Source organism: Arcobacter peruensis (assembly GCF_003711085.1).
Lineage (GTDB): Bacteria > Campylobacterota > Campylobacteria > Campylobacterales > Arcobacteraceae > Poseidonibacter > Poseidonibacter parvus.
Genome location: NZ_CP032363.1, coordinates 1,265,475 through 1,286,754, shown reverse-complemented (window position 1 = coordinate 1,286,754; position 21,280 = coordinate 1,265,475). Strand labels below are relative to the sequence as shown.

The 21,280-nt window shown below is 28.7% G+C and carries 18 protein-coding genes and 17 tRNA genes; 6 read left to right on the top strand and 29 right to left on the bottom strand.

The features are described from left to right. Positions 1-221: 221 nt before the first annotated feature. From D3Z07_RS06645 to D3Z07_RS06525, 25 genes are all read right to left on the bottom strand, one after another. Positions 222-854 carry a 3'-5' exonuclease gene (locus D3Z07_RS06645; RefSeq protein WP_076084368.1) on the bottom strand — a complete coding sequence of 211 codons (633 nt, stop codon included), beginning with the start codon at positions 852-854 and terminating at the stop codon, positions 222-224. Beyond that, positions 854-2,671, bottom strand: a complete 1,818-nt coding sequence (locus D3Z07_RS06640; RefSeq protein ID WP_076084371.1) for a DUF294 nucleotidyltransferase-like domain-containing protein — start codon at positions 2,669-2,671, stop codon at positions 854-856. Before D3Z07_RS06640 ends, D3Z07_RS06645 begins: the two co-directional genes overlap by 1 nt. A gap of 96 nt (positions 2,672-2,767) precedes the next feature. Next, positions 2,768-4,648: a sodium:solute symporter family protein gene (locus tag D3Z07_RS06635; protein ID WP_076084374.1), complete on the bottom strand. Its 1,881-nt coding sequence runs from the start codon at positions 4,646-4,648 to the stop codon at positions 2,768-2,770. Positions 4,649-4,660: 12 nt separating this feature from the next. Beyond that, complete coding sequence (locus tag D3Z07_RS06630) at positions 4,661-4,915, bottom strand: DUF4212 domain-containing protein (RefSeq protein WP_076084377.1); 255 nt, start codon at positions 4,913-4,915, stop codon at positions 4,661-4,663. A 176-nt stretch (positions 4,916-5,091) separates the two neighbouring features. Beyond that, positions 5,092-5,754, bottom strand: a complete 663-nt coding sequence (locus D3Z07_RS06625) for a response regulator transcription factor (RefSeq protein WP_076084380.1) — start codon at positions 5,752-5,754, stop codon at positions 5,092-5,094. Next, on the bottom strand, positions 5,735-7,318 hold the full coding sequence (locus D3Z07_RS06620; RefSeq protein ID WP_076084383.1) for a sensor histidine kinase: 1,584 nt from the start codon (positions 7,316-7,318) through the stop codon (positions 5,735-5,737). Before D3Z07_RS06620 ends, D3Z07_RS06625 begins: the two co-directional genes overlap by 20 nt. 110 nt (positions 7,319-7,428) lie before the next feature. Further along, positions 7,429-7,504: transfer RNA gene (locus D3Z07_RS06615), tRNA-Lys, on the bottom strand. A 14-nt stretch (positions 7,505-7,518) separates the two neighbouring features. Beyond that, positions 7,519-7,595, bottom strand: a tRNA-Asp gene (locus D3Z07_RS06610). A gap of 94 nt (positions 7,596-7,689) precedes the next feature. Beyond that, positions 7,690-7,765, bottom strand: a tRNA-Val gene (locus D3Z07_RS06605). 13 nt (positions 7,766-7,778) lie between these two features. Continuing rightward, positions 7,779-7,853 (bottom strand) — tRNA-Glu (locus D3Z07_RS06600). Positions 7,854-7,875: 22 nt separating this feature from the next. Further along, positions 7,876-7,951, bottom strand: a tRNA-Lys gene (locus tag D3Z07_RS06595). Positions 7,952-7,965: 14 nt separating this feature from the next. Then, a tRNA-Asp gene (locus tag D3Z07_RS06590) sits at positions 7,966-8,042 on the bottom strand. A 94-nt stretch (positions 8,043-8,136) separates the two neighbouring features. After that, positions 8,137-8,212: transfer RNA gene (locus D3Z07_RS06585), tRNA-Val, on the bottom strand. 13 nt (positions 8,213-8,225) lie between these two features. Then, positions 8,226-8,300, bottom strand: a tRNA-Glu gene (locus D3Z07_RS06580). 22 nt (positions 8,301-8,322) lie between these two features. Beyond that, positions 8,323-8,398: transfer RNA gene (locus D3Z07_RS06575), tRNA-Lys, on the bottom strand. Between the two features lie 14 nt (positions 8,399-8,412). Beyond that, a tRNA-Asp gene (locus D3Z07_RS06570) sits at positions 8,413-8,489 on the bottom strand. Between the two features lie 94 nt (positions 8,490-8,583). After that, positions 8,584-8,659, bottom strand: a tRNA-Val gene (locus tag D3Z07_RS06565). A 13-nt stretch (positions 8,660-8,672) separates the two neighbouring features. Further along, positions 8,673-8,747 (bottom strand) — tRNA-Glu (locus tag D3Z07_RS06560). A gap of 22 nt (positions 8,748-8,769) precedes the next feature. Next, positions 8,770-8,845, bottom strand: a tRNA-Lys gene (locus D3Z07_RS06555). A 15-nt stretch (positions 8,846-8,860) separates the two neighbouring features. After that, positions 8,861-8,937, bottom strand: a tRNA-Asp gene (locus D3Z07_RS06550). 94 nt (positions 8,938-9,031) lie between these two features. Beyond that, positions 9,032-9,107, bottom strand: a tRNA-Val gene (locus tag D3Z07_RS06545). A gap of 13 nt (positions 9,108-9,120) precedes the next feature. Further along, positions 9,121-9,195: transfer RNA gene (locus D3Z07_RS06540), tRNA-Glu, on the bottom strand. A 22-nt stretch (positions 9,196-9,217) separates the two neighbouring features. Further along, positions 9,218-9,293, bottom strand: a tRNA-Lys gene (locus D3Z07_RS06535). A gap of 56 nt (positions 9,294-9,349) precedes the next feature. After that, on the bottom strand, positions 9,350-9,856 hold the full coding sequence (locus D3Z07_RS06530) for a CinA family protein (RefSeq protein ID WP_122893381.1): 507 nt from the start codon (positions 9,854-9,856) through the stop codon (positions 9,350-9,352). A 135-nt stretch (positions 9,857-9,991) separates the two neighbouring features. Continuing rightward, a complete protein-coding gene (locus D3Z07_RS06525) occupies positions 9,992-11,356 on the bottom strand; it encodes an FAD-dependent oxidoreductase (RefSeq protein WP_076084389.1) in 1,365 nt (454 codons plus the stop codon). 252 nt (positions 11,357-11,608) lie between these two features. Between D3Z07_RS06525 and ileS the strand changes: the two genes are divergently transcribed. The 5 genes from ileS (at position 11,609) to D3Z07_RS06500 (ending at position 17,193) form a co-directional block, all read left to right on the top strand. Further along, positions 11,609-14,338, top strand: a complete 2,730-nt coding sequence (ileS, locus tag D3Z07_RS06520; protein WP_122893380.1) for an isoleucine--tRNA ligase — start codon at positions 11,609-11,611, stop codon at positions 14,336-14,338. 126 nt (positions 14,339-14,464) lie between these two features. Continuing rightward, complete coding sequence (locus tag D3Z07_RS06515) at positions 14,465-14,743, top strand: NifU family protein (RefSeq protein WP_076084395.1); 279 nt, start codon at positions 14,465-14,467, stop codon at positions 14,741-14,743. Next, a complete protein-coding gene (locus tag D3Z07_RS06510; RefSeq protein WP_076084398.1) occupies positions 14,743-15,336 on the top strand; it encodes a hypothetical protein in 594 nt (197 codons plus the stop codon). The genes D3Z07_RS06515 and D3Z07_RS06510 overlap by 1 nt, the downstream gene beginning before the upstream one ends. Continuing rightward, positions 15,317-16,600: a UDP-N-acetylmuramoyl-L-alanyl-D-glutamate--2,6-diaminopimelate ligase gene (locus D3Z07_RS06505; protein ID WP_076084401.1), complete on the top strand. Its 1,284-nt coding sequence runs from the start codon at positions 15,317-15,319 to the stop codon at positions 16,598-16,600. Before D3Z07_RS06510 ends, D3Z07_RS06505 begins: the two co-directional genes overlap by 20 nt. After that, positions 16,588-17,193, top strand: coding sequence for a 2'-5' RNA ligase family protein (locus D3Z07_RS06500; protein ID WP_083657085.1), 606 nt, complete (start codon positions 16,588-16,590; stop codon positions 17,191-17,193). Before D3Z07_RS06505 ends, D3Z07_RS06500 begins: the two co-directional genes overlap by 13 nt. A 7-nt stretch (positions 17,194-17,200) precedes the next feature. Here D3Z07_RS06500 and D3Z07_RS06495 read toward each other — a convergent pair whose 3' ends face one another. From D3Z07_RS06495 to D3Z07_RS06480, 4 genes are read right to left on the bottom strand one after another with little or no spacing between them, the layout of a single operon-like run. Continuing rightward, on the bottom strand, positions 17,201-18,106 hold the full coding sequence (locus tag D3Z07_RS06495; protein WP_076084407.1) for a VWA domain-containing protein: 906 nt from the start codon (positions 18,104-18,106) through the stop codon (positions 17,201-17,203). Further along, positions 18,099-18,494, bottom strand: coding sequence for a hypothetical protein (locus D3Z07_RS06490; protein ID WP_076084410.1), 396 nt, complete (start codon positions 18,492-18,494; stop codon positions 18,099-18,101). The genes D3Z07_RS06495 and D3Z07_RS06490 overlap by 8 nt, the downstream gene beginning before the upstream one ends. Then, a complete protein-coding gene (locus D3Z07_RS06485) occupies positions 18,494-19,327 on the bottom strand; it encodes a DUF58 domain-containing protein (RefSeq protein WP_083657088.1) in 834 nt (277 codons plus the stop codon). The genes D3Z07_RS06490 and D3Z07_RS06485 overlap by 1 nt, the downstream gene beginning before the upstream one ends. A gap of 3 nt (positions 19,328-19,330) precedes the next feature. Further along, on the bottom strand, positions 19,331-20,284 hold the full coding sequence (locus D3Z07_RS06480; protein WP_122893379.1) for an AAA family ATPase: 954 nt from the start codon (positions 20,282-20,284) through the stop codon (positions 19,331-19,333). Between the two features lie 118 nt (positions 20,285-20,402). Here D3Z07_RS06480 and D3Z07_RS06475 point away from each other — a divergent pair, with 118 nt between their 5' ends. Then, positions 20,403-21,116 carry an NYN domain-containing protein gene (locus tag D3Z07_RS06475; RefSeq protein ID WP_122893378.1) on the top strand — a complete coding sequence of 238 codons (714 nt, stop codon included), beginning with the start codon at positions 20,403-20,405 and terminating at the stop codon, positions 21,114-21,116. Positions 21,117-21,280: the final 164 nt, after the last annotated feature.

The window sequence follows — 21,280 nt, the reverse complement described above, 5'->3', positions numbered from 1 at the left end:
TACGGTTTATTAAATGAAGAAAATTAATATATTCTAATTGAAAAATTAAAACATAGCAATAGTCTAGCATTTTAAAAATGAGCCTAATTATAGTAGTATAAAATTATGTTAAAGAGGTGTTTAGGGTATTTAAGTTTAATTTAAATTTAAATAATAATAAGTGTAACTTTTAGAAGCGCCAAGGAGTAAAAGAATAATTTATTCTTTTACTCCTTGATATTTTAGCTTGTGTAAAATGTTGTTTTTGCTGGAGTTAAGTTTCTAAGTTTTAAAAACATCATTGATGTCATAATTGCATCATTTAAAGCATCATGTTTTCCTAAAGATGGAATATCTAGTTCTTTCATAATAGTATCAAATTTTAAATCAATAAATTCATATTCACTAGTTTTTTTCTTTGATTTAAAAAACATTGATGATACTTCAATACTTTCATTTGGTAAGTTTATTCCAATATATTGTTTAGTGTATTTTGAGATCATTGCTATATCAAATTTTATGTAATAGCCAACTATTGGACGAGAGCCAATAAAATCTAATAATTTTAGTATTGCTTTTTTAGGACTTACTGCATTTTCTAAATCTATAGGACGTATATGATGAATTTTAATAGATTCAGCACTAATATTTTTTGAAGGCTTAACAAAAATATTAAACGTTTCTCTCATAATTACCTTATTATCTTTTATATGAACTGCACCAATAGAAAGTATTTCGTCTTTTCTTGGGCTTAACCCTGTTGTCTCACAATCTAGACATACATATTCATTATTTAAAGGTTCATCAAATAAGAAGTCATATTTCTTATCTTTTAATTTTTTTCTATTCCAATTTTTTAAAAACTTGTTAAACATTATGAAATCTTATCTGTTTTAAAAGAGTAGGCTATAAACTTTTTAAAATCAATTACAATTTTGAAAGAATCTTTTAATAAATCTCGTTCAATTTTACCAAGGTTATGAGTATCTATTTCATTGTTTATTTCTTTATTTTCAAGTATTTTAACTAGTTGAGACTTTAATCTTAAAGTATTTACAACATCAAAAGCTTCAAGTAATTCGGCAGCTTTTTCTTTTTCTAAAACTTTTCTTTGCTCTAATATTTTGATTCTTTTTACTGTTGTAGTTTCTCTAATTTTTTCTCTTAATGCTAATGATCTAATACCTTGAACAATTGGGAAAACTGCAGTTTTTTTAATATCTATATAATGTACTTTTGTCATAAAATTTGCAACCGTACTAGGTGTGTCAAAAGCTAAAGTAGCTTTTGCAAAATATGCCATAAAAACATCTTTGTCATGTAGTTTATCAAATAAATCATCTTTTAAATTAATTAAAAGTTGCTTGTCTCCTGCAACTGCAAAAGAATCAAAGAAAATAGCTAAATCCATATAATTTTGCATATCAGGAGCATCGATCCATCTTTTTGTCTCTTCTTTATATTCACTAACAGTTTTACACCAAAATGGATTAGAAACCATAATATTACCTTCACAAGGAGGATAACCAAAATCTATAAGATGTGCTGTCAGTTTTTCCATATAAGGTCGATATAAATTTACGTCAACGCCATCTTTAATAACTAATGCATTGTCTTGGTCAGTTTTTATGATTTGCTCATTTCTTCCTTCACTTCCCATAACAATCAAACATGCATCTTTTTTAAGTTCAGTTGGAACAACTAAGTTATATAGTTTTTGGTAAACTTTTGTATTTAGTTGTCCAATCAAATTTGAGATATGGTTTACTTTCACACCTTTTGCTTGTAAACTTTTAATAATATTAATTAAATCATTACTTGAATTTTTTAATTCTTCAATTGTTTTAGCTTTCTTGATTTTTGTATCAACAACATATGTATTATTAGCAAAATGTGATAGAACATCAATTTGTTCTAAAACACCAATCATTTTACCTTCATTATTTGTTACACCAATTCTTTTGATATTTCTTTTGATTAAAACTGTAAGTGCTTCAAATAAGTAGTCATCATTACAAATAGTCATTAATGGGAATACCGCAATATCAGATACTGGTATATCAAGAGTTCTTTTCTCTAATAATACTTTAACTTTTAGAAGTGAATCTGTAATTATCCCATAAGTTTCATCTTCTTTTTTTACAATAATTGTTGATGTTTTAAAGTTCATTGATTTTTCAATAGCATCTATTAATTTTGTATTCTCATCAACTATACAAGCTTCATGTATAATTGTATCTTCAACTTTTGCAATCATAAAAGATGATAATTCAGATGTATACTCTTTGTCTTTTAATGTTTGAATTTTATTTACAAGGTTTTTTAAAAAAAAATCTTTAAATTTTTGATTTTCTTCAATTAGCTTTAAAAATGTTTTCTTTTCTAATTCGTAACAAATTAAATCTTCATGAACTTTAAAAGTATGTTTTGTTTCATTATATATTAAAGAGTTAGCATCAAAGGAATCTTCTTGATGATAATCCATAACAACTTCATCATCACTATATTCATAAACTGAACCTTTTATAATAATAAAGAAATGATTAGATATTTTACTTGGACAAATTAATGTTGAATCTTTTGGATAATAAGCTATATCCATATGTTTAATACAATCGTTGATTTGATTTTGATTTAAAACTTCGAAAGGATGTATATTTGAAAGAAAGTCTTCTTGATCTCTTAAGCTCATTAAGTTTCCTTGAATTAGTATTTTTTTATATTAATTAATTTTAACATAAAAAAATACTAAAAGTATGCCCAAGGGCATACTTTATAGTAAGTCTAACTAGTGATCAACAGCCTCACCAGCTCCAGAAGGAATTCTGATTGACTCTACAAGATCTTGAATCTCTTGTGGAGGCTCAGGAGTCATTCTAGAAATAACTAACGCCACTACTAAGTGAAGTATTGTTCCAATCGTACCGAAGCTCGCTGGAGAAATTCCTAAGAAGTAATCTTCAGGTTTTCCGCCACCCCAGATGAAATAGAACGCATAACCAACAGTTGCAACAAGACCAGTAATAATACCAGCAATCGCACCCTCTTTGTTCATTCTCTTATCAAATACACCAAGGATAATTGTTGGGAAGAATGCAGCTGCAGCAATACCAAATGCTAAAGCAACAACTTGTGCAACAAATCCTGGAGGGTTAATCCCTAAGTACCCCGCAACACAAATAGCAGCTACTGCTGATATTCTTGCATAAGTTAACTCTGTTTTTTCATTTAATGTTGATTTACCAGTTTCTTTGTCTTTGTAAACAACTTGTCCCATAAGGTCATGAGAAATTGCTGATGCAATTACAAGTAATAACCCTGCTGCTGTTGATAATGCTGCTGCTAAACCACCAGCTGCAATAAATGCAATTACCCAGTTAGGTAAGTTTGCAATTTCAGGATTCGCAAGTACCATGATATCTCTATCAACGTATAACTCATTTGCAATTCCGTTACCTTTAGCAAGTTCTGCAGCATCTGCAGCACCTTTACCATTAGTTACAAGTCTATGTCCATCTTCGCCTCTTTTATCACCATCAAATGCTGGTTTACCTTTAGCTCCATCGAATGCTTTACCTGTAGCATATTGAATTTTACCATCGCCATTTCTATCATGCCATGCAATTAATCCACCATTTTCCCAAGTTTTAAACCAGTTCCCATTGTTACCTTCAATCTCACCATTTACAAACGCTTTATATTCAGTGTTTTGTAAGTTTTTGATTAAGTTAACTCTTGAGAATGCAGCAACAGAAGAAATAGTTGTATACATAATCGCAATAAAGATTAACGCCCATCCAGCAGATATTCTAGCATCTTTAACAGTTGGTACTGTAAAGAATCTAACAATAACGTGAGGAAGTCCAGCAGTACCAAGCATTAACGCTGTAGTTAACATAAATGTATTCCATAAGTTACCTGGTTGTGTATATTCAGTAAATCCTAAATCAGAAATAGACTGATCAAGTGCATGTAACAGATATGTTCCTTCAGGAATTACAGAAACTCCAGAATCAAATGCAAATGTAGTTTGACCAAACACACCTAATTGAGGAATGAATGTATCAGTAACTTGTAATGATAAGAAAATTGCAGGAATCATGTATGCAAAAATCATAACAACATATTGAGCAACTTGTGTATATGTAATACCTTTCATTCCACCTAAAACAGAATAGAAGAATACAACACCCATACCGATTAATACACCAGTATTTACATCAACTTGTAAGAATCTAGAGAATACAATTCCAACACCTCTCATTTGTCCAGCAACATATGTGAACGAAACGAAGATAACTGAAATAACTGCAACTAATCTAGCTGTGTCAGAGTAGTATCTGTCACCAACAAAATCAGGAACTGTAAACTTACCAAATTTTCTTAAGTAAGGAGCAAGTAACATTGCAAGTAGAACGTATCCACCAGTCCAACCCATTAAGAAAGCACCACCATCAGAACCTTTAAAAGAAATAAGACCTGCTAGTGAAATAAATGAAGCTGCTGACATCCAGTCTGCTGCTGTCGCCATACCATTTGCAATTGGATGAACACCACCACCTGCAACATAGAAATCTTTAGTTGAACCAGCTTTTGCCCATAAAGCAATACCAATATAAACTGCGAATGAAATACCTACAAATAGGTAAATTAATGATTGTAATTCCATTTTTTGAATCTCCTATTCGTGAACGCCGTATTTCTCGTCAATTCCTGTCATTACTTTAACGTAAACAAAAATTAATACTACGAATACATAAATTGCACCTTGTTGTGCAAACCAAAATCCTAATTTAACACCACTAATCTCAATAGCGTTAAGTTCGTTAATAAATAAAATACCACAACCGAAAGAAACAATAAACCAAACTACAAGTAGTTTAAGAATCATTGAAATGTTTTCTTTCCAGTATGCTTGTGCCTTTTCTGGACTCATCCTGCTCTCCTTATTTTTTATCATTAAATAAATGAATCATTTAATAATTTAACATTGAAAGTATAATAAGTGTAGATAGCAAAAAGATAGCAATTAAAATTTTTTTTGAAAAGTTTTTTTTGAAGGTAGCGTTAAGGTAGCAAATAACGCTAGTAAAGCCCAAATAATGGGCTTAGTTAAACAGAGTAATATCTGTCAATTTTGTAACCTAAACCTCTAATATTCTTTATGAAATCTTCTTTTAGTGCTTTTTTTAGCCTTGAGATCTCTGCTCTTATAGTAGGATTATCAATATTCTCTCCATCCCAGATGTCAATTCTAAATCGCTCGAAGTCTACTATCATATTTATATTAAGTGCTAGAATATGAATTATCTCTAATTGCTTCTTTGTTAGGTTCTGTGGTTCTCCATTAAAATATAAGGTTTGAGTATCTTTTGCATAAGAGTAATTTTCTGAGAATCTTATGTGAGAAGTATTGCTTTGATCTTTTTTTAATAATTGGTTTATTTTTATACCTAGTTCTTCTAGATGAAAAGGTTTTTTTATATATTCTCTACAACCTAAGTCATATGCTTTAGAAATATCTTCAATATCAATTTGCGCAGATATATAAATTGTCGGAATATATATCTTTTTTTCATTAAGTTCAGACAAAATTGTAAAGCCATCTTTAGTAGGAACGTTTATATCCATAATTAGAAGGTCAAAAGAGGTATCAACACTGTCAATAACATCTTGTCCATCAGTAAAACTTTCAACCATATGCCCAATATTTCTTAAATACTCACATATTGAGTTATTTAACATTAATTCATCTTCAAGTAATAGTATTTTCATTTATTTTAAACCTATAAGTAAATTTTGTTTCTTTATCGTTTGAATCTAATCTTATTATAACTAAATTCTTGTCACAGATTTCTTTTACAATTTTTAAGCCCAGACCAAATCCACCACGGGCAGAATTTTCTCTATAAAAATCATCAAAAATTTTATTTTGATATTCAATTTTTTTAGAATGTGTTGTAATTGAAAATTCAACTTCATTATCATTTATATAATCAAGTCTTACAAAAATAGGTGATTTTGCATATGAATATTTTATGGCATTTGATATATTATTATCTATAACTCTTTGAAATTCTGTAATATTAAATTTTATATAAATATCTTCTTGTATATTACTAACAAAATATAAAGAGTTTGATTTTGCAATTTCTCCAAAAAAATCTAATCTATGCATAACGATATTTGAAAGATTTAAATACTCTTTTTCATATATAACTCTATCTTTTTTTATTAAATATGATAGGTCATCATAAATATATTGAATTATTTTTGCTCCTGATTCTATATGGGTAATATATTTGTTTTCAGGAACTTTCATTTTTAGTAAATCAATATTTGTTTGAATTATTGATAAAGGAGTGTTGATTTCATGTACGGAGTTTTTTATAAAAGTTTTTTGTGATTCAATAAGCTTTGTAAGCTCTTTTGTCTTTTCATCTACTTTATATTCTAGATTTTTATTTAAGTCTTCTAGCATATGAGTTTTTAATTTTATATTATTCATTGCATCTGTTGCATAATTTGCAATAACTTTAAACTCTCCAAAAATAATTCTATTTTGATTTATTGGTTCATCATTTTTTTGTGATTCTTTAAAATATTTACCAATTTCTTTTACATCATTTAAAATAAGTATAGTTGCATTTTTATAAATGAATATAGAATAAAGTACTAACATTATTGTTAGTGATGTTATTTGTAAAGTATAATCAGATATTTTTTGATTGTACTCATAGTTTTTTGCAAGTACAAGTTTATTTATCTTATCTAAATATACACCTTTGCCAATAGTCCAGTTCCATTCTTTATATGAGTTTGCATACGATATTTTTTTTGCATTATCTTCTATATCTGGTTTATACCAAACATAATCAATATAACCTCCCTCATTTTTTTTTGAAATATTAATTAATTCTTCTATAACTTTTTTTCCATTTACATCGGTAAGTTTAATTAAATTTTCTCCAATTTTAGTATTTTCAATTGGATGATATAAAGAGGTTCCATCAAATTCATATATAAATAAATAGTCATTTATATTATCACTTACTCTTAGTTTTGTTAATGCTTCTAATACTTCTTTTTGTATTTGTTTAGTACTTTTATTTTTTTTATGTTTAGTATGGTAATAATCTATAAAATTAATTACAGAGTTAACATCATTTTTTATTAAAGCTTGTTGATTAGTTGAATAATCAGTTTTTAATGTAAGAATTTTTTCTTGTAACTCTTCATGAGCATTGTTAATTATTATAAAAGTAAAAAAAGAAATTAATATAATAATAAAAAGTATACTGTAAAGAATTAGATGATATAGACTTTTGGCTTTGAACATTGAGTTTATCCTAGGTAAATTTAATGAAGTTGTATATTAAGGATATCTTTTTTTTGATAAAGAGTTACTTTGAAAATATGATTTGTAGATTAGTTTATTGTAAGATTTTATGGTGACCCGTGATGGATTCGAACCATCGGCCACCTCCTTAAAAGGGAGATGCTCTACCAGCTGAGCTAACGGGTCACATAAATAAAAAGTGGCGCGGTAGAAGGGACTCGAACCCTCGACCTCCTACGTGACAGGCAGGCGTTCTAACCAACTAAACTACTACCGCGCTTAAAAATACTAAATACAAAAATTGTAAATAGATGTCACAATTAAAATAAGATTTAAAAATCAATGCCACTGCATTTTGTGATTCTTAAAAATGGTGGTCGATGCAAGACTCGAACTTGCGACGTCTACCTTGTAAGGGTAGCGCTCTACCAACTGAGCTAATCGACCATATAAATGTTAGTGGTGATCCCTAGGGGATTCGAACCCCTATGGTTGGAATGAAAATCCAAAATCCTAACCATTAGATGAAGGGACCATAATCAAATAACATTTATAAATGGTGACCCGTGATGGATTCGAACCATCGGCCACCTCCTTAAAAGGGAGATGCTCTACCAGCTGAGCTAACGGGTCACATAAATAAAAAGTGGCGCGGTAGAAGGGACTCGAACCCTCGACCTCCTACGTGACAGGCAGGCGTTCTAACCAACTAAACTACTACCGCGCTTAAAAATACTAAATACAAAAATTGTAAATAGATGTCACAATTAAAATAAGATTTAAAAATCAATGCCACTGCATTTTGTGATTCTTAAAAATGGTGGTCGATGCAAGACTCGAACTTGCGACGTCTACCTTGTAAGGGTAGCGCTCTACCAACTGAGCTAATCGACCATATAAATGTTAGTGGTGATCCCTAGGGGATTCGAACCCCTATGGTTGGAATGAAAATCCAAAATCCTAACCATTAGATGAAGGGACCATAATCAAATAACATTTATAAATGGTGACCCGTGATGGATTCGAACCATCGGCCACCTCCTTAAAAGGGAGATGCTCTACCAGCTGAGCTAACGGGTCACATAAATAAAAAGTGGCGCGGTAGAAGGGACTCGAACCCTCGACCTCCTACGTGACAGGCAGGCGTTCTAACCAACTAAACTACTACCGCGCTTAAAAATACTAAATACAAAAATTGTAAATAGATGTCACAATTAAAATAAGATTTAAAAATCAATGCCACTGCATTTTGTGATTCTTAAAAATGGTGGTCGATGCAAGACTCGAACTTGCGACGTCTACCTTGTAAGGGTAGCGCTCTACCAACTGAGCTAATCGACCATATAAATGTTAGTGGTGATCCCTAGGGGATTCGAACCCCTATGGTTGGAATGAAAATCCAAAATCCTAACCATTAGATGAAGGGACCATAATCAAATAACATTTATAAATGGTGACCCGTGATGGATTCGAACCATCGGCCACCTCCTTAAAAGGGAGATGCTCTACCAGCTGAGCTAACGGGTCACATTAAGTAAAAAGTGGCGCGGTAGAAGGGACTCGAACCCTCGACCTCCTACGTGACAGGCAGGCGTTCTAACCAACTAAACTACTACCGCGCTTAAAAATACTAAATACAAAAATTGTAAATAGATGTCACAATTAAAATAAGATTTAAAAATCAATGCCACTGCATTTTGTGATTCTTAAAAATGGTGGTCGATGCAAGACTCGAACTTGCGACGTCTACCTTGTAAGGGTAGCGCTCTACCAACTGAGCTAATCGACCATATAAATGTTAGTGGTGATCCCTAGGGGATTCGAACCCCTATGGTTGGAATGAAAATCCAAAATCCTAACCATTAGATGAAGGGACCATAATCAAATAACATTTATAAATGGTGACCCGTGATGGATTCGAACCATCGGCCACCTCCTTAAAAGGGAGATGCTCTACCAGCTGAGCTAACGGGTCACTATTATCTTAAGAATATTTTCTTAAAATGGAGTGGAATTATAATAGATTTCTTTTTATTTGTCAATAGTTTTTTTAATAAATTCATAAATTTTTGCAAGGGCTGTTTTTGCTGCTTGAATTTGTACTTCTTCTCTATTGCCATTAAAGTGATAAATATCAATTATTTTTTCTTCTTTAAAGCCCATTATACCGATAACAACAGTACCTATTGGTTTATTAATTGAACCGCCACCTGGACCTGCAATTCCTGATACTGCAATAGCATAATTTGCATCAAGTTTTTTTGTAATTCCATCAAGCATTTGACTTACAACTTCTTCACTTACAGCTCCATATTTTTCAAGTGTAGAATTCTTTACATTTAATTGTTTATTTTTTATATTATTTGAATAGCTTACAATTGCCCCATTAAAAATATCTGATGAATTTGGCACTTTTGTAATCATATATGAAATAAGACCACCTGTACAAGATTCTGCTGTTGTAATTGATTGTTTATTAATTCTAAGCATATCTTGAAGTTCTTGCATTTGTATGTCATTGAAAATTTCATCATACATAAGTATTACCTTTATATATTATTAATATATTATGATATACAAAATTAAATTAAAAAAGATTTATTTATGGAAGTTTTGGATTAAAAATTAAGTTAATAAAATAAGAGATAAAACTCTTATTTTATTTTTTAGAAATTAAACAGGTTCTGGATCTGTTAAGTCTGCTAAGAATTGTTCTTCATCAAATTCTAAATTTAAGTAGTCACATACTTCTTTAATATCTCTTTGTGCATTTCCTAAACAAGAAGTTGCACCTGGAGATGGAGTCATATTAAAGATAATACCATTACCTTCACTTAATGATGCTTCTCCTAACATTAGTTTTTGTTCATCTTTATTAAGAACTTGAGGTCTAACACCACCAAATCCTTTTGCATATTCAATATCATCTTTTGTTAATGATGGAACAATTTTTTGTGCATCTTTAACAAATAAACCTTTATTAATTCCTGGAACTTCAAATAAGAAGTTTTTAAATACATAGTTTCTAATTTCTGAATCTTTTAATAAGTCCCAGAATATTTTTAAGATATTTCCATCAATATTCATAGTTTTTAAACATTGACCAACAGAACTTAATCCTTTATATCTTTCTAATACACCAAGTGCTAATGCAGTTGGTCCGAATCTTGTTTTACCATCTTCTAAAATATCTGGATCACCATGTAATGCAGCAAATGGTAATTTATCATTTTGTACCATGTAAACTTTTCCATTTAAAAATTCACCACTAGTAATATAGAACGATCCAGCCATTGATAAAGAACCCATATGTTTACCGTAACCCATTTTATGAGCTAAGTATAATGAGTGAGCACCAGCGTTTACAACAACAAAATCAGCTGTATATACAGTACCATTTACAGTTGTTAATTTGTATTTATCTCCAACTTTTTCTATATCTTCAACTTCAGAGTTATAGAAAATATCTGTTGTTTTTGATTCATCAGCTTCTTGACCAGCTTTTGCTAATTCTTCAGTCATAGCACCATAATCAACAGTAGTGTACTCATCTCTAGCACCCATTGCTACGATTTCTTCTGGTCTATCTTTAGTTTGCTCTTTGTCGGCATAAACTAATTTAGGTTCTAATTCTCTTAATTGTTCTTTATCCCATAATTCTAAGTAAGGGAATAATTCTTTGAATTCATTGTATCTATTTGTAATAAATTCAACTTCTTCTTTTCCAACACCTAAAGCCATTTTTTGATGTTTAAACATGATTTTTTCTTCTAGTCCATATTGTAAACAGAACTTTTCAATCATTTTTGCAGTTCTTTTTGTGATTTTCGCTTTGTCTAAAGTATAGTTCGTTTCGATATCACCAACGTGAATTGTTTGAGAGTTACTACTACCTTTTGAATTTAAAGTAGCTAAAGCTTCATACTTTTCTAACATACAAATATTTTTTGCAGTAGAATATTTTGCTAGTTCGTAAAATAATGCTGCTCCTGAGATTCCCCCACCAACTATTACAACTTCATAATGTTTTTCGTTCATGTACACTTCCTATGTATTGTTTAATTATCTCAAAAATATTAACACATAAATGTTTTGGACTAGCTAAATGAAATTAGAAAACACTTTATAAATCAATAAAATATAGAGATTGGTAACACCTTGTAAAATTTATACACAGTGTAATGATTTTATTTCAAACTATATATAGATTATATAAAATTTAATTTATTTTAGTTATAATCTACGATTTAATGAAAAACAACAAATATGATAATTGAAGGTATTTTGAAAATGGATTATAAAGAGAGTTTACTACTACCAAAAACTGCGTTTCCAATGAGGGGAAATCTTCCTCAAAACGAACCAAAAAAGTATAAACAATGGGATGACCAAAAAGTTTATGACAAGATGAAGAAAAATAGAGAAGGTGCTCCTTCTTTTACACTTCATGATGGACCACCTTATGCAAATGGTCATATTCATATTGGTCATGCTTTAAACAAAGTTTTAAAAGATATTATAAATAAATTTCACTATTTTGATGGAAAATCAATTAGATATGTTCCAGGTTGGGATTGTCATGGTTTACCAATTGAACAAAAAGTTGAAGAAAAAATTGGAAGTACAAAAAAGAAAGAACTGCCAAAATCAAAATTAAGACAATTATGTAGAGACCATGCAACTAGATTTGTTGATATTCAAAAAGATGAATTCAAAAAATTAGGTGTTATTGCTGATTGGGAAAACCCATATTTAACAATGGACTTTAAGTTTGAAGCAAATATTTTTAGAGAACTTTGTGCTATTGCAAAACAAGGTTTATTAATTCAAAGATCTAAGCCAGTTTACTGGTCATGGGCCGCACAAACTGCTCTTGCTGAAGCTGAAGTTGAACATGAAGATAAAGTCTCTCCATCAATTTATGTTGCATTTAAACATGAAACTTTAGATGCAAGTGTAATTATTTGGACTACAACTCCTTGGACACTTCCTGCAAATACTGGTATTTCACTAAATGGTGAAGAAGAATATGTATTAACTGATGATAAATTTATTGTTGCTAAAAAATTATATAACTCATTAATTGAAAATGAAGTAATTTCTGGAAAAGTTGTTAAAGATATTAATCCAAATGATTTAGAAAATACTTATGCGATTAATCCGTTAAATGATAGAAAATCTAAAATTATTTTAGGTGAACACGTAATGATGGATTCAGGTTCAGGTGCTGTTCACACTGCGCCAGGTCATGGTGAGGATGATTATAAAGTAGGTTTAAAATACGATTTAGATGTAATTATGCCTGTTGATGCTTTTGGAAAGTATGACCAAACAATCGTAAGAGAAAAACTTTTTAGAGATACTGATAAATACTTAGGTATTAATGTATTCAAAGCAAATGAACCAATTTTAGAAGAATTGGGTGATGCTTTATTAAAAAGAATTGATATTACTCACTCGTATCCACATTGTTGGAGAACTCATACACCAATTATTTTTAGAGCAACTAAACAATGGTTTATCTCTATTGATGATGAGTATGGAAAAGAGAAAAAAACATTAAGAGAAAATGCTTTAAAAGTTGTTGAAGATTTAACTTTCTATCCTGAATGGGGAAGAAATAGATTAAAAGCTATGCTTGACGGACGTCCTGATTGGTGTATCTCAAGACAAAGAGATTGGGGTGTTCCAATTGCATTCTTTAGAAATAAATTAACTGATGAAATTATTTTTGATGAAGAAGTTATGACTCATACTGCTAAAATTTTTGAAGAAAAAGGTTGTGATGCTTGGTATGATTTAGAAATTCACGAGTTATTACCTGAAAATTCAAAATATAATGCAAGTGAATTAGAAAAAACTACTGATATTTTAGACGTATGGTTTGATTCAGGTTCTACTCAAAATGCAGTTTTAAGATCAGGGAATTATGATGCAGGAACTTTCCCTGCTGATATGTATTTAGAAGGAAGTGATCAACATAGAGGTTGGTTCCAATCTTCACTTTTAACTACTTTAGCTTCATCTGAGATTGCACCTTATAAGTCAATTTTAACTCATGGCTTTACTGTTGATGAAAAGGGTGAAAAAATGTCTAAGTCAAAAGGAAATGTTGTTGCACCTGATAAGGTAATGAAACAGTATGGTTCTGAGATTTTAAGACTATGGGTTGCTATGAGTGATTATCAAAGTGATTTAAAAATTTCTGATAATATTTTAAAACAAAATGCTGAGCTTTATAGAAAAATTAGAAATACAGCTAGGTTTTTACTTGCAAATGTTTCTGATTTAGAAGAAATTATTTCTGTTGATAAAATGGGTCCTTTAGATAAATGGGTTTTATCTCGAGCGAAATCAGTATTTAATGAAATTGAAGAAGCATTTAAAGTTTATGAATTCTCAAAAGGTTTAAATAAATTAAACAATTTCTTAGTTGTTGATTTATCTGGAATTTATTTAGATGTATGTAAAGATAGATTATATTGTGATGATAAAAATGATATTCATAGACTTGCATCTCAAAGTGCGATGGCATTAATTGCTAAAAAGTTAATCTCTACACTTGCTTGTATTTTAACTTATACAATGGATGAATTACTTTCTTTTGCACCAGCATTTTTAAAAGAAGATTGTAATGATATTTTTGATTATAAAAAAGTTGAATTACCAGAAGTTGAAGTTAATATTAATGCAGAAGTGTTATTATTAGCTAAAGAGAAGTTCTCTGAAATCAAAGATTCTTTAAGTAAAGAAAAAGTGATTAAATCAACACTAGAATTAGATTTATATACTAATAATTCTGATATTTTAGTTTTAGATAATACTGAAGCCTCAGATTGGTTCTTAGTTTCTTCTGTTTCAAATGAAAAACTTCAATCAGAAGTTCTAGGTTCTTTTGAGATTGATGGAACAAACTTTGAAGTTTATAAAGCTTCAATGCATAAGTGTCCAAGATGTTGGAAATTTACATCAACAAAAGAAGATTCTCTTTGTTCAAGATGTGAAGAAGTGATGAATTAGGAAATAATATTATGTTTCAAGATGAAGTAACATTAACATTTATATTTCAAACAATAGGAGCTATTTTAGCTCTTACTGCACTTGGAATATTTTTAGTGAAAAAAAAAGCAAAAGAGGAAAAATAAAATGATGCCATTTTCAGATGAAGACTTACAAGCTCCAGTAAGTTCAATTATAAAAACAAAAATTGCTCCAATGTTAGCACGAGATGGTGGTGCTATTGAATTACTAACAATTAAAGATGCAAGAGTATTTATCCAATTACAAGGTTCTTGTGTTGGTTGTAGTGCAAGTAGTAGTACTTTAAAGTATATTGTAGAAAAAGAATTAAAAACTGCAATTCATCCAGACTTAGATATTGTAAATGTACCTCAAGGAATGGAAGATAAATTAGAGGAGCTTTAATGATAAATGAAAGTAGATTATTAAATGAAGCTAATAGCTTTTTCTTACAAAGAAATTTTGAAAAAGCATTATTTATTTATGCTCAATTATCATCAACTTTTAAAGACAATAAAGAATACCCAATTTATGCATTATTTTGTGATATTGCAAGTGAAGATGAAGAAAAAGCCTTGTCTTTATATGACTATTTTTCTGTAGTAAAAGAAGATAGTTTGGAAGAAGCTATAACTTATGTTGAAGACATTGTGGATGCTTATGATGGTGATATTGACAAAATGATGGAAATGCTTAAAGATTTAAGTCTTTCTACTGTTGATGCTTTAGATGCTATAAAATATGAAGATTTTAAGAAACTAATAAGCGCAAGAGGTTCTTTTCGAATTGCTTTTGAAGATATAATGTTTTCTACAAAAGTAGCAATTGAAAATAAAGATGATTTTTTTGATTTTGTTACTAAATTAATTGATAATGATTTTAATAGTACGGCTTATACTTACTTAGATGGGTTTAATGAGTATTTTGCTTATGATGATGAAATTGAAAAACTATATAAAAGATTAGAAGAGAAGAACTTTGCAGCTAACAATCAATAATAAAATATTTACAGATAATTCAAATGAAGCGAATGAAAATGTTGCTTTTGTACTTTCATCTTTTAATGAAAGATTTAAACAAAGTGCTATAGATAATGGTTGTAAGGAAATTATTGCTTCAAGTGATTTAAAAAACTATCTTGATATGTCAAGTATCAAAATAATTGGAATTACTGGAACTAATGGTAAGACTACAACAGCAGCTGCTATTTATTCTATTCTTTTAGATTTAGGATACAAAGTTGCGCTTCAAGGTACTCGTGGTTTTTTTATCAATGATGAAAGAGTTGAAGATTACTCACTAACTACTCCAATGCAACTTGGAAATTTTGCACATATACAAAAAGCTATGCAGAATAAATGTGACTTTTTTATTATGGAAGTAAGTTCTCATGCAATAGTTCAAAAAAGAATTGAAGGTTTGAGTTTTGAGCTTAAAATTCATACTAATATTACAAGAGATCATTTAGATTATCACAAAACTATTGAAGAGTATATCAATATTAAAAATTCATTTTTTTCTGATGAGTGTAAAAAACTTATTAATAAAGATGACAAAATTGTAAAATATAATGTAAAAAATGGTTTTGCATATTCACTTGATGACCCATCAACTTATAAAGTCGGAGCATATTCTTTTAAAAATGGTATGCATGTGATGTTTTCATATTTTAATGAAATGCACTCTTTTTCATCATCAATGATGGGAATATTTAACGTTTATAATTTAATGGCTGCTTTAAGTGCTGTTCATATTACAACTCAAAAGCCTTTAGACGAGATTTGTGAAGCTGTTGAAAACTTTGCAGGGGTAAGTGGACGAATGGAAGTTATTAGTGATAATCCTTTAGTAATTGTTGATTTTGCTCATACTCCTGATGGGATGAAAGAAGTTTTACAAAGTTTTGCTCATAAAGATATTATTTGTGTATTTGGTGCAGGTGGAGATAGAGATCAAGATAAGCGTCCTTTAATGGGGCAAATTGCAGCAAATTATGCAAAACATATTATTGTAACTAGCGATAACCCAAGATTTGAAGACCCTGATTTAATTATTGAAGATATTTTAAAGGGCATTAAAAATCATCAAAGTGTAAATATTGATGTTAATAGAAAAGCAGCTATTAAAAAAGCTATTGAAATGGCTGATGAAAACTCAGTTGTTCTAGTTTTAGGAAAAGGCGATGAAATGAGTCAAATTATTTATGATAAGAAACTTCCTTTTTCTGATAAAGAAGAGATTTTAAAACAATTAAATCACTAGATTTTAAATATACAATTCCTAGTGAACTTCGCGATTTTACTTCATGGCACAAAGGAATTAAGCATTTTGGATTTTGGGCTATTGAAGTTTCAAATTCAAGATGTGCAGAAAAAATTCTACAATTTCAAAATCACTTAAGTAATAAATTACATGCAAATTATTTAAGACAAGCTCATATTACACTAAGTGCAGCAGGTTTACTTCATGATGAACATTTTAATCAAGACTTACTTTTGAAACAAATTCAAAAAATAAAAGAAAGTAAAATAAACTCTTTTCCTTTAAAATTATCAAATTTTGACAGTTTTGCTACTTGTCCTTATTTACAAATAAAAGATGATTCAAAAATATTAGATGAGATAAGAAATTCTTTAAATTCAATATCAAAGGAGAATAGTGCAAGTACTTATACTCCTCATGTAACTTTAGGCTTATATAATAAAATTTATGAAATATCTGATGTATTCAAGGATATATCATTGGCTAGTTTTAATGATATTGAATTTGATGTTAATGAAATTGTTTTTGCTCAATATGAAACAAAAGATGTTCAAGGTCCTTATAAAGTCTTACATCGAATTTGCTTAGAATAATAGGTTATTACTCTTTATTTTTTAAATAAATATATAAGATTAAAAATAAAACAGCAAAAAATAGTGGATAAAAGAATAAGTAGTCTTTTAAAATAATTTTATTTTGGTCAATTTTAGATTTTTCAAGTTTATTAATATCATCATAAATATCAATTAAATCTTCTTTTGAATATGCTGTATAAGATTTTGCATTTGAGTTTGTTGATATTTGATTTAATACATATTTATTAGAGTTTCCAATTCCTATTGTATAAGCTTTGATATTATATTTTTTAAGAAGTTTTATAACTACTTTTAATGGAATTTTGCTTGCAGTATCTTCTCCATCACTTAATACTATTATTACATTTGATTTTGCTTTTTTATCTTTTAATATATTTACACTTCTCGCAATTGAATCAATTAATGCTGTTTGTTTTCCTGCCATTCCTACTTCTAAATAATCTATGATTTCTCTTTGTGCATTTTTATCAAAACTTAATGGACTTGCCATCATTACAGAATCTCCAAAAATTAATAAACCAATATTATCAGAGGGCCTTTTTTTTATAAAATCTTTTACAATATCTTTTACTACATCAAATCTATTTTTACTAGTATCTTCTTTATCTAAATCATTATAATTCATCGAACCACTTGCATCTAAGTCTAATAATATATTTATTCCATCATTTTTTATTAGTTGGGTGTCTTGATTTTTTACAGGAGAAGCTAGTGCTATTATAGAAAGTGTGATAATAGAAAACTTTAATAAATTCATGATTAAAGAAGATTTTTCATTTGATTTTTGAAATATATTTAAATGAGGAATTAAATATGATGGAGTTTTTGCTTTACAATAAATAGAGCAAAAAATAAATACTAAAATCAATAATAAAAGATACGGAAATTCAAAAGAAAGATTATTAAACATCAATTATCCCTAAAATTGTATTTAGTTTATTTTTAATGCTATTACTTATTTGAGGTACTTCTTTTTTGTATTTATACTCTTCTAACTCATTTATTAACTCATTTGCTAATATCTTTTCTCTATCATTCTTGATTAAAAGTCGTAAATATTTTGTAATAGTGTAAGCATCTTCTTTTGAGTTTTTAAACTCTATATTTTGTAAAATATCAAAATAAATCTTTCTTTGATTTACTTTTTTATTTTTAAAATATTTTATAATGGCTAAAACTATTATCAAAGAAAGTAAAAAGCCTAAAAATATTAATCCATAATAAATAAATATAGAGTTATCAGGAATTTCTACAATATCTTTTATATCATGTATTTTTGAAGTAATATCTTCATTCATTACTTTAATAGTCCTATTAGTTTTTTTGTTGCATCTTCATGTGTATAAATTTTTACAAATCTTATTGCATTATCTTGTAAATGAGAAAAAAGTTTATGGTCATTTTCTTTTACTTTGTTTACATAGTTTTTAATTGTATTTGAATTTAAAACACCTTCAAAGTTTTGATTTGTACTTGGGTCATTGAAGTTTACATTTCCAAGTTCACTTGGGTTCTCTTCAAATTTATCTCTTACAATAATTGCAAATATTTCATGTTTTTTTGATAATAGTTTTAAATCCAATTTTTCAATATCAAAAAAATCTCCAATTAAAAAAATTATTGATTTATGATGGATCTTCTTAAATAAATCATTTGTAATAAATTCATAATCAATGTTTTTTCCAATTACATCATAGTTAAAAAGCTGTTCTGCCATAAAATTTACATTAAATATTTTTTTAGATTTTTTAGTACAAAGTTCACAGGTTTCATTTGCAATATATGAAGCAAAAGGGTCACCTTGTTTTACACAAATAAATCCTAACATTGAAGCAATTTGAGTTATTACTTCTTGCTTAAATTTTTTTGTTCCAAAATAAGTAGAACCATTTAAAAAAGATACAATTTTTATATTTAATTCTTTTTGTGCATGAAAAACTTTTACATAAGGTTTTTGCATTTTTGCAGAAATAACCCAATCAATATTTTTTACATCTTCTCCATACTCATACTCTTTTAGTTCACAAAAATCATATCCTTCTCCTTTTAAAAAAGAGATATTGTTTCCTATGATTTCTGAAAAAACTTGTTTTTTAGTTTTTATGAGTATTTTTTTTAAAGCTTGATTCATAGCTTATGGAATACTAACTTTTTCAATAATTTTTTGAATAATTGAATCAACTGTTATTTCTTTTGCTTGTGCTTCATAAGTTAAAATTATTCTATGTCTTAAAACATTTTTTATAACCGTTGTAATATCTAAAGGGGATACAAAATCATTTCCACGAATAAAAGCATTTGCTTTTACAGCTTTAAACATATCAATTGTAGCTCTTGGGCTTGCTCCAAAATGTATTAAATCGCTTAATTCTTCTAAGTCATACTCTTTTGGATTTCTAGATGCATCAATGATATCAACTATATATTCTTCTAGTTCTTTATCTATATGAATATTTAAAACTTCATCTTTTAATGTTTGTAAGGTTTGTTTATCAATTATTTTTGAAATTTCTTCAAAAGAGTTCATAGTAACTTTTTTTGCTATTTCATACTCTTCTTCTTTGTTATTATAATCTACAACAATTTTAAACATAAATCTATCAAGTTGGGCTTCTGGTAGTGTATAAGCACCTTCTTGTTCAATTGGGTTTTGAGTAGCAAGAACTAAAAAAGGAGTATCAACTTTAAAAGTATCATCAGCAATTGTAACTTGTCTTTCTTGCATAACTTCAAGTAGTGCTGATTGAACCTTTGCAGGTGCTCTATTAATCTCATCTGCAAGTAAAAGGTTGGTAAAAATAGGGCCTCTTTTTATTTTAAACTCTGCTGTTTTCATATCATAAATTTGAGCACCAATAATATCACTTGGCAATAAATCAGGCGTAAACTGAACTCTCTTAAAATCTAAATCAATAGAATCAGCTACTGCTTTTACTGCTGTTGTTTTAGCAAGTCCTGGTACACCTTCTAATAATATATGTCCAGAAGTAAGTAATCCTATAAGAATAGAATTTATCATTTCTTCTTGGCCTATTACACCTTTGTGAATCTCTTTTTTTAAGTTTGATAGTTTGTCATGAAGACTCAAATTTCTTCCTTGATTTTTTATAATTTTCTATTTTAGCTAATTACATATAAATAAAATTTAAATCACTTAACCTAAAGCTTTATATTGTAAAATTATTAAAACCTAAAAAGGATTTATAGTGTCTGAAAAGAAAAGTGATAAATTAGCTGTATTAATTGATGCAGATAATGCTCAAGCTTCAGTAATTGCAGAATTACTAGCAGAAGTTTCAAAATTTGGAACAGCAAGTATTAAAAGAGCATATGGAGATTGGACAACACCAAACTTAAAAAAATGGAAAGATTATTTGCATAAACATGCTATTCAACCTATTCAGCAGTTTTCTTATACAACTGGAAAAAATGCAACAGATGCATCTTTAATTATTGACGCGATGGATATTTTACATGAAAGTGATTTAGATGGTTTTTGTTTAATTTCTTCTGATAGTGATTTTACAAGACTTGCAACAAGAATAAGAGAAGCTGGATTAGTTGTATATGGTTTTGGAGAGAAAAAAACTCCTGAAGCTTTTATTGCTGCATGTGATAAATTTGTATTTACAGAAATCTTGAGAGAAAATGATGTACCAACTCAAAAATCAGAATCAAATACTTCAAGTTTAAGACCTATTATTGTTTCAGCAATTAATGCAGTTTCAAAAGATGATGGATGGGCAAGGTTATCAAATGTAGGTAATTATATAAATAAAAATAATCCATCTTTTGATTCACGAAATTATGGATATGAAAAACTTGGAAAATTAATATTTGATTTAAACTATATATTAGTTGATGAGCGCGAGTTTAATGATGATTCTTCAAATGTACATATATACGTAAAACTTCGGTAAATTACTTGCTTAAACTAACTTTAAAATTTCTTTGGATAAAATCACGGTTCTAATTTCGTATTAGAAACCTCACATGTATCAATCCTGGTATGGGTTGTGACTAGTTTATCTAGGCATTAAGGGATACAGAGGCTAAACCCAAATTAAAAATATACAAGGAAATT

Coding starts and splice junctions, on each gene's coding strand:
- D3Z07_RS06645 (WP_076084368.1), bottom strand. CDS start 854: ATGTTTAACAAGTTTTTAAAAAATTGGAATAGAAAAAAATTAAAAGAT.
- D3Z07_RS06640 (WP_076084371.1), bottom strand. CDS start 2,671: ATGAGCTTAAGAGATCAAGAAGACTTTCTTTCAAATATACATCCTTTC.
- D3Z07_RS06635 (WP_076084374.1), bottom strand. CDS start 4,648: ATGGAATTACAATCATTAATTTACCTATTTGTAGGTATTTCATTCGCA.
- D3Z07_RS06630 (WP_076084377.1), bottom strand. CDS start 4,915: ATGAGTCCAGAAAAGGCACAAGCATACTGGAAAGAAAACATTTCAATG.
- D3Z07_RS06625 (WP_076084380.1), bottom strand. CDS start 5,754: ATGAAAATACTATTACTTGAAGATGAATTAATGTTAAATAACTCAATA.
- D3Z07_RS06620 (WP_076084383.1), bottom strand. CDS start 7,318: ATGTTCAAAGCCAAAAGTCTATATCATCTAATTCTTTACAGTATACTT.
- D3Z07_RS06530 (WP_122893381.1), bottom strand. CDS start 9,856: ATGTATGATGAAATTTTCAATGACATACAAATGCAAGAACTTCAAGAT.
- D3Z07_RS06525 (WP_076084389.1), bottom strand. CDS start 11,356: ATGAACGAAAAACATTATGAAGTTGTAATAGTTGGTGGGGGAATCTCA.
- ileS (WP_122893380.1), top strand. CDS start 11,609: ATGGATTATAAAGAGAGTTTACTACTACCAAAAACTGCGTTTCCAATG.
- D3Z07_RS06515 (WP_076084395.1), top strand. CDS start 14,465: ATGATGCCATTTTCAGATGAAGACTTACAAGCTCCAGTAAGTTCAATT.
- D3Z07_RS06510 (WP_076084398.1), top strand. CDS start 14,743: ATGATAAATGAAAGTAGATTATTAAATGAAGCTAATAGCTTTTTCTTA.
- D3Z07_RS06495 (WP_076084407.1), bottom strand. CDS start 18,106: ATGTTTAATAATCTTTCTTTTGAATTTCCGTATCTTTTATTATTGATT.
- D3Z07_RS06490 (WP_076084410.1), bottom strand. CDS start 18,494: ATGAATGAAGATATTACTTCAAAAATACATGATATAAAAGATATTGTA.
- D3Z07_RS06485 (WP_083657088.1), bottom strand. CDS start 19,327: ATGAATCAAGCTTTAAAAAAAATACTCATAAAAACTAAAAAACAAGTT.